The sequence below is a fragment of the Kushneria avicenniae genome (genome assembly GCF_900112585.1).
Classification (GTDB): Bacteria; Pseudomonadota; Gammaproteobacteria; order Pseudomonadales; family Halomonadaceae; genus Kushneria; species Kushneria avicenniae.
The window spans coordinates 111,443-123,708 of record NZ_FOLY01000001.1; the positions used below are offsets into that span (position 1 = coordinate 111,443).

Consider the following 12,266-nt stretch of genomic DNA (forward strand, 5'->3'; position numbering starts at 1 on the left):
GGTTGTGGCCGATCCATCGGGTCTTCTATTCCCGCACTCGGGAGTGCCTGTAGAATACGCGCAAATCCGTTCACGCCCGACTGTGTACATAATGACTACTGAAGCACCCATGACCGATACCCGGATCGCCCAGGAAGCCAGCCTTCGCCGAACCTTCGCGATCATTTCCCACCCTGATGCGGGCAAGACCACCATTACCGAAAAACTGCTGCTGTTTGGCAACGCCATTCAGGTAGCCGGTGCTGTCAAGAGCAAGCGCCAGGACCGCAGCACTACCTCGGACTGGATGAAAATGGAGCAGGAGCGTGGCATCTCCGTTACCACCTCGGTCATGCAGTTCCCCTACAAGGGGCGCATCGTCAATCTGCTCGACACGCCGGGCCACGAGGATTTCTCCGAGGACACCTATCGCACGCTGACCGCGGTGGACTCGGCGCTGATGGTGGTAGATGGCTCCAAGGGTGTCGAGGACCGTACCATCAAGCTGATGGAAGTCTGCCGGCTGCGCACCACGCCGATACTGACCTTCATCAACAAGATGGACCGTGACACGCGCGATCCGATCGAGGTGATGGACGAAATCGAGACCGTGCTCAATATCGCGTGCGCGCCGGTGACCTGGCCGATCGGTATGGGTCGCCATTTCCGTGGGGTCTATCACCTGATCAATGACACGGTGCATCTCTATCGTCAGGGGCAGGGCAACCGTATTCCGGAAGATGTCCGGATCGAGGGGCTGAACAATCCCGAGGTGGATGAGGCTCTGGGCGCCGCGCAGGCCGCCGAGCTGCGCGATGAGATTGAGCTGGTACAGGGGGCCTCGCACGAGTTTGACCTGGACGCCTATCGCCGCGGCGAGCTGACACCGGTGTTTTTCGGCACGGCCATGGGCAACTTCGGCGTGCGTGAAATGCTCGATGGCTTCGTCGAGTATGCCCCGTCGCCTCGTCCGCGTGAGACCAACGTGCGGGAAGTCGCGTCCGAGGACGGCAGTTTTACGGGCTTTGTCTTCAAGATACAGGCCAACATGGACCCGCGTCACCGTGACCGGATCGCCTTTCTGCGCGTCTGCTCGGGCAAGTATGAGCGCAACATGAAAATCCACCATGTGCGCATCAAAAAGGACGTCAAGATTGCCGATGCCCTGACCTTCATGGCCGCTGACCGCGCCCATGTCGAGGAAGCCTGGCCGGGCGATATCATCGGGTTGCACAACCACGGCACTATCCAGATCGGCGATACCTTCTCCAGCGGCGAGCAGATGCGCTTTACCGGCATCCCGCATTTTGCCCCCGAGCTCTTTCGCCGCGTACGTCTGAAGGACCCGCTCAAGACCAAACAGCTCCAGAAAGGGCTTCAGCAGCTCTCCGAAGAAGGCGCAACGCAGGTCTTCATGCCGCTGGACAACAACGATCTGATCGTGGGCGCGGTCGGCCTGCTGCAGTTTGATGTGGTGGCCCACCGTCTCAAGGATGAATACAAGGTGGACTGCATCTATGAGCCGGTCAACGTACAGACCGCGCGCTGGATTCACGGTGATGAACGCAAGCTCGACGAGCTGCGCAACAAGGTCAGTACCAATCTTGCCATCGATGGCGGTGGGCATCTGACCTATCTGGCGCCAACCCGGGTCAATCTGCAGCTGATGGAAGAGCGCTGGCCCGATCTCTCCTTTGACGCCACGCGCGAGCACTGATCAGTAAGGGAGCCGGAGGCAGCAGGCCTCCTGGACTCTCGGGGCCTGATGGTTCGCTATAGTAAGGCTGGTAAGCGGTAAGGCTTTTCAACAGCGCTGCGGTGGTCGCCTGCTCGACCATCCCCAATGGTATTCAGGCCCGGGAGAGAGTGGTATGCCAAGGTTTTTCAGAGAGTTTCGGGATTTTGCCGTCAAGGGCAACGTCGTGGATCTGGCGGTGGGGATCATTATCGGATCGGCCTTTACCGCCATCGTCAACAGCCTGGTCAAGGATGTCTTTACGCCGGTACTGGGACTGATCACCGGCGGCATCAATTTCACCAATCTGTTCGTGGTGCTCAAGGACGGGGCGCAGACGGCAGGGCCCTACAATACGCTGGCAGATGCGCAGGCAGCGGGGGCAGTGACCATCAATTACGGCATTTTTCTCAATGCCATGATTTCGTTCACGCTTGTCGCCATGGTCTGCTTTCTGCTGATTCGCAATATCCACCGTATTCGCGAACTGGGCACGCGCAAGGAAGAGGACGCACCGGCAGCAGCGCCTACCGTTCGCAACTGCCCTTTCTGCATTACGCCCATCTCGGTACAGGCCACCCGCTGCCCGAGCTGCACGTCCGTGCTGGACAGCCCGAAGGATACTGCCTCCACGACATGATGGCTGCTGGCGGACTGGTAACAATGCAACGTGTTGCGCCGGGTCATGACCCGGCGCATTTGTTTGCCCGCATGGAGTGGTTCAGTCGGTCAGGGTTTCCGGATCGAGTCGTTCCAGTGCATAGGGCAGTGGCATCAGATGCGCCGGCTGGCCGTTGACGCTCAGTGACGGTATGTCATCTTTAGTGGTCACAATGGCCAAAAGCTCGACATGGTCGTCCGCAGCCGGCGCACTGCTGACCACTTCTCCCAGCGCCTTGTCACGGTCGGTATCAACCACGTCCGTGCCGGGTGTTACTGCCTCGTTGCCGGAGATGGTGAATCGCATCAGGCGCTTTTTGACCTGACCCCGATAGTGTGCTCTGGCCACGACTTCCTGACCGGTATAGCAGCCCTTCTTGAAGCTGATGCCGGCCAGCGCTTCCCAATTGAACATCTGCGGCAGCCACTTCTCGCGCTGTTGCTCGTCAAGCCATAGAAGACCGGCTTCAATGTCCAGCCGTTTCCACAGGGCGGAGGGTGCCAGGACAAGGTCAGAAGATGCTGCCTGGCAGATCGTAGCGAGTCTTTCGTGCGGCGCGATCACCATCAGGCGCATGGTGTCGTGAGGATGGCGGGTCACGGCCAGCGCCTCATCACTGCTGACGCGCACGCCCCACATCGCCTGTGGCAGCGCTGCAAGGGCAGGGTCAAGCACCTTGCCGACCTGTGGTCCGACCAGACCGGCAATGCCGAGATCATCGCGCAGGGTCAGTTCGGCCTTGTAGAACGCGGCGTATTTACTCAGATGCTGATGCAGTGCTTCGGCGATGCTGCGATCCAGCAGCATCCAGAAACACTCCGACGTTACTCGAATGATCTGAACGTTGGCGATCACTCGCCCCTTGGGCGTGCAAAAGACCGCTGGCGGGGCGATGGTCGAGGTGGCGTGCGCGGTCGAGGCGCTTGCCTGCCCCTGCAGGAATCGGTCGCTGTCCGGACCGCGGACCTCCAGAACGACCCGGTCATCCAGCGGAACAAGGGCCGTCTGGTTTTGAAGATCAGGATTGATGTCGGTCTGCGAAGGCAACGACTGCTCATCTGACAGGTGCTGCAGAAAGGTCTGTCGGTGCGGGTGGCTCATGGTGACTCCAGAAAAATTTGCGCAAACGGTGCCAATGACGCAGGGTTGACCTGCCTGCACTGCGTTGTCATATAACGGTGCATAGCCGGGCAGGAACATCACTTTACCAGCAAGTGCAAGCACTGCATCACTATCAGGAGAGAAGGACGTCATGGCGTTAACATTTACCCTCAGTGGCCTGAAGGATTCCGATGATGTCAATCGGCTGACCACGGCGCTGATGGAGCTTGATGGCGTGGATACCGTTCAGGTCGCCCGTGAATGGCTCGAGGTGGAAGGGCGCGTGCAGCCCGGGCGCGTGGTCGAGGTCATCGAAAGACTGGGATATTCGTCAAAACGCTGACACGTTTGATTCGTCACGCTGAATCAACGATATCTGACCTCCCTCATGGCCGGGGGAATGAAAATGGTCCGGGAGAGTGAAAAACGATGAGCATTCTTGTTGAAACAGAACGTGAAGGGACGCTGCGTCAACGCATTGTCTTCAACGATCACGACGCGCTTTATGCCGACGCCCCGGCCAGTGCCGGCGGTGAGGAGAGTGCGCCGGACCCGCATGATTACTTCGATATCTCGCTGGCGACCTGCAAGGCAATGACCGTTTTGATGTACGCCCGTAGAAAGGAGATGCCGCTCGATGGCGTCAGCGTTCGCGTAACCCGCGACAGCAGCAACGAGCGGGATGGGCATTATCGGCTACAGGTCGATATCGGTCTGATCGGTGATCTGAGCGCCCAGGCCCGTGACCGTCTCCTGGAAGCCTCCGAGCAGTGTCCGATCCAGAAGCTGATGACCTCCGGGCAGATCGATATCGAGACGCGCGCCCATCTGGGTGGTGCCTGATCAGCGCTTTTGCGACACGGATCGACACGATCCTGTGACAGGACGCCATCAAACGCCATGCTGCCCTCCCCGGGCAGCATGGCTTGCAATCCCCTGTGCCTGTCTTCATGTAGGTGTAAAACGTCCTTCGTGACGCTTTCCGCTGCTCCACCATCCTGACCATCGACTACGCTTATCGGCGATAACCCGTCCATCGGCCAGCGCGTGCGTGGTGGTTCCGGAGTATTTCAACCTCATCGCTATCTGAAGCGCCTCGGATATGTACAATTTTTCCCTTAAGAGTTAATTTCTTTTAAATTATTATTTAATTTAGTTAGTAACAATACGACTGAGTGTAATATGGGAATTTCAACGCTATATTCCTTTGCCCGAGCTTGCCTTTATTCTTGATAAGGCTAATTTTGTACGTTTATATTCGTTAAAATATTCTTTATATTCTTCTAAAGTGCCTAGCATTTCCTGTTCAAATTCCTTATAGGATTCTTCTGTTTCAGCATCAAAATCACTGTAAATAGCTTCAAATTTATCTATGTGCTTCTCAATAGTGTTTAGCTCAAATTCTCTATATTCTTGGCTATTAATGGCTTTATCAGAGATGTAATAGCTTGTCCTGAACTTTTGCTTATAATGATCATTTGCGCCTGATAATTGTAAGTAGACTTTTTCAAAAAACTTAAAGCTGTCAAGTTCTCTGTGTATATATAACATCCCTTTTAGTGTTTTCGTGTAGCTGGATTATTGAAACCCGCGCAGAGTTAATATTGAAAAGTTTGGTTATAATTGATGTGGTCTCGCATCTGCCAAATGAAAGAATTTGATTTATAATCGAAGAGAATAAATGTTCTGATTTACTTAGGTCGTAAGCATTTATACCTGTATTCCTTCCGTGAAATATTACATCTCCAGTTTTAAGCGTACTTTTAGGTTCGCAGCCTAATAGTGAGTGTAATCTTATATAGTAATTCACATCAAACTCTATTGGTTCAAGTTCGCTTTCCGGTATCCATTTTTTTCTTTTTTCAATTAGATAGCCTAGATTTGGTTTTTCTTTCAGTTCGGTATTTTGTAAATCGATATCAGTTTCTATATGATCAAACGTGTTTTTAGGGAAAGCCATTTTATATAGCTTTTCTTTATCTTTTAACACAAAGGTTTTGTTTCTTGAGTTTTCAAAATTTTCAAGCATTTCGAAGAACATTTTCTTGTGATGCATAAAGAATTCAAAATTTAAAGTTCTTGCCTGTTGCTTGTTTATTTTTTCCTGTGCAGCAAGATTTTGTTTGAACGCTTTGTCTTGTTTTTTAAGATATAGTAGTGTTCCTATTACTGAAAAAGCAGTGACAAGGGTGAATAGTCCCGAGAGCAAAGTTCCAAAAGTAGACCACTTTTCAATGTCGGTAAGTGGGTTCAGCATTTCGCCAAAAGTGAAGTTATTTGAAATTACGTAAAAGGCTGAAGTTACTATCGCAAAAGCGAAGGCACTAACAATAATTAAGCCAAATGCTCTTTCTTTTGTTATAATATTGGACGGCTTAAATGCCGTTTTTTTAAAAAAGTTAAAAACTATCGAAGATGCTTTGTTAGTTTTCTTTCTCAGCTTTTTAGCTAGCAAATATGATTGGCATCCCATTGCGAAAGAGACTAGGGAACATGCAAAAATACCAATAAAAAAAGCTGTAAGACTCATTTTCACCTCTCTATTTTTTAGCATTTCCTCATGCCTGAGTCGCAACATCAAGTAGACAATGAAAAAACCCGGCACGAAGGGAACGTAGCCGGGCTGAAAGGGTGGGGAAGTGTATTCACACCATTCGAGTGCGTCAGGAAGTCCCCCGGCGACCTGTTACCTATGTTATCGGCAATAATTCAGGCCACCTTCAATAATTAAGTAAAATCTAACGTTTTCACTTTTTGCGGGATACTGTTTAAATGTACAGTAATCGTGTGAGAGTTCTAAACGTTCGAATAGTGAAGGGCAGAAGAGGACACAAAAGGCAGCGTGGTCTAAATTATGGGCACACATGAGACGCCACAGCAGCCAGTCACGAACAGGTGAGATTCTGGCATAGAGTGGAACGCTTAAAAGCCCTGCGTCGGGGCTTTTTTCATACGCATCAACCGCTTAAGTTTATTCATTATTTCTTTACATGTTACCTGCACGGAGTGCGCATGAATCGTGAGTTTCGCATTGCCTCCGACTACAAGCCGGCAGGCGATCAGCCGGCGGCCATCGATGGGCTGATCAAGGGACTGGATGCCGGGCTGGCGCATCAGACCCTGCTGGGGGTCACGGGCTCCGGCAAAACCTTCACCATGGCCAATGTGGTCGAGCGTCTGCAGCGCCCGACCATCGTCATGGCACCCAACAAGACACTGGCGGCGCAGCTCTATGGCGAGTTCAAGTCGTTTTTTCCCGACAACGCCGTCGAGTACTTTGTCTCCTATTACGATTACTATCAGCCCGAGGCCTACGTGCCTTCGTCGGATACCTTCATCGAGAAGGACGCCTCGGTCAACGATCATATCGAGCAGATGCGCCTGTCGGCGACCAAGGCGCTGCTGGAGCGTCGTGACGCCCTGATCGTGGTGTCGGTCTCGGCCATCTACGGTCTGGGTGATCCGGATCAGTATCTGAAGATGCGTCTGCATTTCAATCGCGGTGAGCTCATCAACCAGCGCGATTTCCTGCGTCGGCTGGCGGAGCTTCAGTACACCCGCAACGACACGGACTTTCGGCGCGGTACCTATCGCGTGCGGGGCGATGTGATCGATATCTTCCCGGCCGATGCTGATGATGAAGCGGTGCGCGTGGAGCTTTTTGATGACGAGATCGACACCATCAGCCTGTTTGATCCGTTGACCGGAGAAGTGCGCGGCAAGGTGCCGCGCATGACGATCTACCCCAAGACGCACTATGTCACGCCGCGAGAGACGATTCTCGGAGCGATCGAATCAATCAAGGAAGAGCTGGCGGAGCGGCTCAAGTATCTGCGCGATCATGACCGTCTGGTCGAGGCGCAGCGCCTTGAGCAACGCACGCTCTACGATATCGAGATGATGCTGGAACTGGGCTACTGCAACGGGATCGAGAACTACTCCCGCTATCTCTCCGGTCGTGATCCAGGGCAGGCGCCGCCGACCTTTTTCGATTACCTGCCCGACGATGCGCTGGTGTTTATCGATGAGTCTCACGTCAGCGTTCCGCAGGTAGGCGGTATGTACAAGGGGGATCGTTCGCGCAAGGAAACGCTGGTCGAATACGGTTTCCGTTTGCCCTCGGCGCTGGATAACCGCCCGATGAAGTTCGAGGAGTGGGAACTCATCCTGCCGCAAACCGTTTTCGTCTCGGCAACGCCCGGGCCCTACGAAGAAGCGCACGCTGGTCAGGTGGTCGAGCAGGTGGTGCGTCCGACCGGACTTGTCGACCCCGAGATCGAGGTGCGTCCTGCCAGCACTCAGGTGGATGATCTGCTCTCCGAGGTGAAGGCCCGCGTGGAAGTGGGCGAACGGGTGCTGGTCACGACCCTGACCAAGCGCATGGCGGAGGACCTGACCGACTATCTCAGCGAGCACGAGATCCGGGTGCGCTATCTGCACTCCGACATTGATACCGTCGAGCGTGTCGAGATCATTCGTGACCTGCGTCTGGGCAAGTTCGATGTGCTGGTAGGGATCAACCTGCTGCGCGAGGGGCTGGACATTCCGGAAGTGTCGCTGGTGGCCATTCTGGACGCTGACAAGGAAGGCTTCCTGCGTGCCGAGCGTTCCCTGATCCAGACCATCGGGCGTGCGGCTCGTAACGCTCACGGCAAGGCCATTCTCTACGGGGATCGCATCACCGGCTCGATGCAGCGGGCCATGGACGAGACCGGACGCCGACGCGAGAAGCAGCTTGCCTTCAATGAGCAGCATGGCATTACGCCGCGCACCATCACCAAGAACGTCGCGGACATCATGGAGGCGGCGCAGGCCCCCGGAACTCGTCGCGGCAAGCGCAAGGACGAACGGCAGGTAGCCGAGTCGGAAGGTCAGTACACGCCTGAAGCGATCGGCCGAATGAGCCTTGATGATGTCAACCGTGAGATCAAGAAGCTCGAGGATCGCATGCATGAAGCCGCTCAGAACCTTGAGTTCGAGACCGCCGCGTCGCTGCGCGATCAGATGCAGACGCTCAACGCGCGCCTGATCGAGCTGAAATGACGTTCAATGTCCCGTGTCAGGGAAGGCACGGGACATTGTGTCGTTGAGCATTGGTGATTAACAGGACAATGGACGTCAGAACATGCCGGAAGGACCCGAAATAAGACGTGTTGCCGATCGACTCGGCAAGGTGCTGGCGGGGCGCACCATCGAGGATGTCTGGTTCGCCTTTGATCGGCTCAAGCCGTTCGAGGCACGCTTGAGGGGGCAGAAGGTCACAAGCGTCGATAGCTGGGGCAAGGCGCTTTTGACCTGCTTTGAAGATGACCATGTCATCTACTCGCACAATCAGCTTTATGGCGTCTGGCGGATCATGCGCCGCGGCAGTGAGCCTGCCGGCAAACGCTCGCCTCGTCTTCGCCTGAGCACTGCGACGCATTCGGCGTGGCTGATGAGTGCCTCCGATATTTCACTCTGGCGCCGCGAAGAGCTTGATCAGCACCCGTTTCTATCAAGGCTGGGTCCCGATCTGCTTACCCATGATGTCAGCATTGATGATGTCGTGGCCCGTCTTCAGGACGCGCGCTTCATGCGGCGTCGATTGGGGGCGCTGCTGCTGGATCAGCATTTTTATGCCGGTATCGGCAACTATCTGCGCTCGGAAATTCTGTTTTTTGCCGGCCTGCACGAGCGCTATCGGCCCATGGATCTCGACGCTTCGCAGTGTCGCTGTCTGGCCGAGCAGGTCCTGGAGGTGACGGCGCGTGCCTGGCGTCATGCTGGCGTGACCAATCTCAAGGCATGGCGTGACCCCATGATCGAGGCCGGTAAGCCCAGAGAACGCTGGCGTCATGCGGTGTTCAATCGCGCTGCCGAGCCCTGTCATGCCTGTGCCACGCCGATTGAAAAAATCATGGTGTCCTCACGCCGGCTCTATTTCTGCCCGCACTGTCAGGCCGACAGATCCTGATGCAGACATCAGGCCATCCGGGGAAATGATTCATGTGTCGTAGTGGGTTATGCTCTCCCCACTGCTTCAATGACAAGGGTGGGTCCCCTCAATGACAGCCTTGCTGGGCGGTCTGTTCATTATCTGTCTGCATCTGCTGGGCGCGCTTTCGGGGCTCATGGCATTGATGTCGAGTCGCACGTCCCAGGGGGCCATCGCCTGGATGATTTCGCTGGTCACCTTTCCGTATCTGGCCATCCCGGCCTACTGGTTTCTGGGGCGGCCTCGCTTTTATGGCTATGTCTCGGCGCGTGAACAGCGCGATACGTCACTGAGGCGCGTGCTTGATCGGTTTCGAACGCTGGTCGAGCCGGCCTTTGCCCATCCCGAGGATGCCCGTCTTCGCGCGGTGGAAAGGCTGGCCATGCTGCCGATGACCGGTGATAACCACTGTCAGCTGCTCATCAACGGTCACGACACCTTCGAAAGTCTGTTCGAGGGCATCGAACAGGCCGAGGATTACGTCCTGATCCAGTTTTTCATCGTGCGGAACGACGCTCTGGGGCAGGCGCTCAAGAGGCGACTGATCGATTGCGCCGCGCGCGGCGTACACGTCTTTTTCCTCTACGACGAAATCGGCACGCACGCGATGCCGGATCGTTACTTTGAGGAGCTGCGTACGGCGGGAGTTGCCGTAAGTCCTTTCGGTTCCTCGAAGGGCTGGCGGCATCGTTTTCAGGTCAACTTCCGCAATCATCGCAAGATCATGGTGGTTGATGGCCGGCAGGGCTGGGTGGGCGGTCTCAACGTGGGCGTCGAGTATCGTGGCGAGAGCAAAAAGCACGGCCACTGGCGGGATACCCACCTGAAGTTGATCGGTCCGGCCGTGCTGGGGCTACAGGAGTCCTTCTGGGAGGACTGGCACTGGGCAACCGGTGATATCCTGTCGCTGGCCTGGCATCCGCGCCGGGCACCGGGAGAGGCACAACAGCATGTCGTGATCGTGCCTTCCGGCCCTTCGGACCCTCTGGAGACGGCAAGTCTCTTGATTCAGCACGCCATCAACCAGGCCAATGAGCGCTTCTGGGTGACCAGCCCCTACTTTGTACCGGACCAGGGCGTGCAGGACTCTCTCAAGCTGGCGGCCCTGCGCGGTGTCGACGTGCGCGTCATGATGCCGGAGCGTCCCGATCACCTGCTGGTGTTTTTATCGGCTTTTTCGTTTCTGGGCGAAATGATTCGCGCCGGTGTTAAAATATACCGTTATCAACCCGGTTTTCTGCATCAGAAGACTTTCCTGATCGATGATCACACCAGTGCCGTCGGTACCGTCAATCTGGACAACCGCTCGTTTCGGCTCAATTTCGAGGTGACGGCCTACGTGGCAGATCAGGGGTTCGCGGCCGACGTGGCGCAGATGCTGGAAAAGGACTTTGCCAGCTGCCGGCAGGTGACACTCGAGGAGATTACCAGGCGACCGCTGTGGCACAAGCTGGCGGCGCGGGCGGCCTATCTGGCATCACCGATACAGTGATCGGTGATGCCACAGGCGAAGAGGCCGGGTCAGGTGCGGGACGGTCCGGCGTTGTAGGTTTCCAGATCGATTTCACGCTCGCTCTTGCCGATCAGGGTCGTGACCATGATATCACCCGAAACGTTCACGGCTGTTCTTGCCATGTCCAGAATCCGGTCAATACCGGCGATCAGGCCCAATGCCTCCAGCGGCAGATTGGTCTGGGCGAACACGATCGACAGCATGATCAGTCCGGCGCCGGGCACCCCTGCCGTGCCGATCGAGGCGAGGGTGCCGGTCAGAACGATCATGGCGTAATCCACCATGCTCAGGTCCGTACCGGTCAGCTGCGCCACAAACAGGGCAACCACACCCATGTAGAGGGCAGTACCATCCATGTTGATGGTGGCGCCGACCGGCAGCACAAAGCCCGCCACGCCCTGAGAGATGCCGAGCTTTTCACGCGCGCAGCGAATGGAAACGGGTAGCGTTCCAGCGCTGGAGGCCGAAGAGAAGGCCACCACAATGGCATCCAGACTGCCGGTCAGATAGCGCATCGGATTGAGCCGTGCCAAAAGTGACAGCAGGCCGCTGTAGACCACCAGCACATGCATAATGCAGGCGAGATAGACAACGCCGATGACCTTGATCAGCGGAATCAGTACGGAAAGACCGTACTGGCCGGCGACCACGGCAATCAGGGCAAAGACGCCGACCGGGGCACAGGCCATGATCAGCGAGGTCAGCTTGTAAAGGGCTTCGGCGACAGAGTTGATAACCCGAATGGCGGGCTGGCCGCGCTCGCCGATCAACACCAGCGAAATGCCCAGGGCAATGGCGAAGACGATGATCTGCAGAATATTGCCTTCCACCATGGCGCTGATTGGATTGGTCGGTACTAGGCCGACGAGGATCTCGGTCAGGGTAGGGGCTTCTCCCGGTGAGACGCTGTTGTCCATCTGCATCTCGACGCCGGTACCGGGCTGGAAGATGGTCGCCGCCAGCAGGCCCAGCGAGATCGCAAAGGCGGTCGTGAGCAGATAAAGCGCTACGGCCTTGCCGCCGATTCTGCCCATCTTGCCCGGGTCCCCCATCGAGACGATGCCGCTGATCAGGGAAGTAAAGACCAGCGGTACGATCAGCATCTTGATGGCATTGATAAAAAGCTCACCAATGGGTGAGAGCCAGCGGGCGTGCTCACCAAGCAGCCAGCCGGCAATGACGCCCAGTACCAGACCTGCCATAATTTTCTGCCACAGCGGAATGCCACTGCGTGCGCTTGTGTTTCGGGACATGAGACTGTCTCTATTGTGATTGGGTATAGTGATTCTTTTCCAGATAAGCA

General features: G+C 55.7%; 11 protein-coding genes. 7 read left to right on the top strand and 4 right to left on the bottom strand.

The annotated features are described in order from the left end of the window. The first annotated feature begins 109 nt into the window (after window positions 1–109). Window positions 110–1,696, top strand: coding sequence for a peptide chain release factor 3 (locus tag BM079_RS00520; RefSeq protein ID WP_090129767.1), 1,587 nt, complete (start codon window positions 110–112; stop codon window positions 1,694–1,696). A gap of 154 nt (window positions 1,697–1,850) precedes the next feature. Next, window positions 1,851–2,354, top strand: coding sequence for a large conductance mechanosensitive channel protein MscL (mscL, locus tag BM079_RS00525; RefSeq protein ID WP_090129769.1), 504 nt, complete (start codon window positions 1,851–1,853; stop codon window positions 2,352–2,354). An 81-nt stretch (window positions 2,355–2,435) separates the two neighbouring features. Here mscL and ygfZ read toward each other — a convergent pair whose 3' ends face one another. Then, on the bottom strand, window positions 2,436–3,476 hold the full coding sequence (gene ygfZ / locus BM079_RS00530) for a CAF17-like 4Fe-4S cluster assembly/insertion protein YgfZ (protein WP_175489546.1): 1,041 nt from the start codon (window positions 3,474–3,476) through the stop codon (window positions 2,436–2,438). Between the two features lie 151 nt (window positions 3,477–3,627). Between ygfZ and BM079_RS00535 the strand changes: the two genes are divergently transcribed. After that, a complete protein-coding gene (locus BM079_RS00535; protein WP_086622880.1) occupies window positions 3,628–3,819 on the top strand; it encodes a heavy-metal-associated domain-containing protein in 192 nt (63 codons plus the stop codon). A gap of 86 nt (window positions 3,820–3,905) precedes the next feature. Then, complete coding sequence (locus tag BM079_RS00540; RefSeq protein WP_090129773.1) at window positions 3,906–4,319, top strand: OsmC family protein; 414 nt, start codon at window positions 3,906–3,908, stop codon at window positions 4,317–4,319. Between the two features lie 354 nt (window positions 4,320–4,673). On the opposite strand, the gene BM079_RS00545 is transcribed toward BM079_RS00540, so the two are convergent. Then, window positions 4,674–5,027: a hypothetical protein gene (locus tag BM079_RS00545; protein ID WP_090129776.1), complete on the bottom strand. Its 354-nt coding sequence runs from the start codon at window positions 5,025–5,027 to the stop codon at window positions 4,674–4,676. Then, window positions 5,002–6,006 carry a hypothetical protein gene (locus BM079_RS16530; RefSeq protein WP_139215228.1) on the bottom strand — a complete coding sequence of 335 codons (1,005 nt, stop codon included), beginning with the start codon at window positions 6,004–6,006 and terminating at the stop codon, window positions 5,002–5,004. Before BM079_RS16530 ends, BM079_RS00545 begins: the two co-directional genes overlap by 26 nt. A 482-nt stretch (window positions 6,007–6,488) precedes the next feature. On the opposite strand from BM079_RS16530, the gene uvrB reads away from it, so the two are divergent. The 3 genes from uvrB (at window position 6,489) to cls (ending at window position 10,942) form a co-directional block, all read left to right on the top strand. Further along, window positions 6,489–8,519: an excinuclease ABC subunit UvrB gene (uvrB, locus tag BM079_RS00550; protein ID WP_090129779.1), complete on the top strand. Its 2,031-nt coding sequence runs from the start codon at window positions 6,489–6,491 to the stop codon at window positions 8,517–8,519. A gap of 82 nt (window positions 8,520–8,601) precedes the next feature. After that, on the top strand, window positions 8,602–9,429 hold the full coding sequence (nei, locus tag BM079_RS00555; protein WP_090129782.1) for an endonuclease VIII: 828 nt from the start codon (window positions 8,602–8,604) through the stop codon (window positions 9,427–9,429). A 91-nt stretch (window positions 9,430–9,520) separates the two neighbouring features. After that, window positions 9,521–10,942 (top strand): cardiolipin synthase, encoded by a 1,422-nt coding sequence (gene cls / locus BM079_RS00560; protein ID WP_090129784.1) that lies wholly within the window; start codon window positions 9,521–9,523, stop codon window positions 10,940–10,942. Window positions 10,943–10,971: 29 nt separating this feature from the next. Here the strand turns inward: cls and BM079_RS00565 are convergent, their stop codons facing one another. Beyond that, the gene (locus BM079_RS00565) at window positions 10,972–12,216 is read right to left on the bottom strand and encodes a dicarboxylate/amino acid:cation symporter (protein WP_090129786.1); all 1,245 of its coding nucleotides are present in this window, start codon (window positions 12,214–12,216) and stop codon (window positions 10,972–10,974) included. Between the last annotated feature and the right edge of the window lie 50 nt (window positions 12,217–12,266).

Coding starts and splice junctions, on each gene's coding strand:
- cls (WP_090129784.1), top strand. CDS start 9,521: ATGACAGCCTTGCTGGGCGGTCTGTTCATTATCTGTCTGCATCTGCTG.
- ygfZ (WP_175489546.1), bottom strand. CDS start 3,476: ATGAGCCACCCGCACCGACAGACCTTTCTGCAGCACCTGTCAGATGAG.
- nei (WP_090129782.1), top strand. CDS start 8,602: ATGCCGGAAGGACCCGAAATAAGACGTGTTGCCGATCGACTCGGCAAG.
- BM079_RS00520 (WP_090129767.1), top strand. CDS start 110: ATGACCGATACCCGGATCGCCCAGGAAGCCAGCCTTCGCCGAACCTTC.
- BM079_RS16530 (WP_139215228.1), bottom strand. CDS start 6,006: ATGAGTCTTACAGCTTTTTTTATTGGTATTTTTGCATGTTCCCTAGTC.
- mscL (WP_090129769.1), top strand. CDS start 1,851: ATGCCAAGGTTTTTCAGAGAGTTTCGGGATTTTGCCGTCAAGGGCAAC.
- uvrB (WP_090129779.1), top strand. CDS start 6,489: ATGAATCGTGAGTTTCGCATTGCCTCCGACTACAAGCCGGCAGGCGAT.
- BM079_RS00565 (WP_090129786.1), bottom strand. CDS start 12,216: ATGTCCCGAAACACAAGCGCACGCAGTGGCATTCCGCTGTGGCAGAAA.
- BM079_RS00545 (WP_090129776.1), bottom strand. CDS start 5,027: ATGTTATATATACACAGAGAACTTGACAGCTTTAAGTTTTTTGAAAAA.
- BM079_RS00540 (WP_090129773.1), top strand. CDS start 3,906: ATGAGCATTCTTGTTGAAACAGAACGTGAAGGGACGCTGCGTCAACGC.
- BM079_RS00535 (WP_086622880.1), top strand. CDS start 3,628: ATGGCGTTAACATTTACCCTCAGTGGCCTGAAGGATTCCGATGATGTC.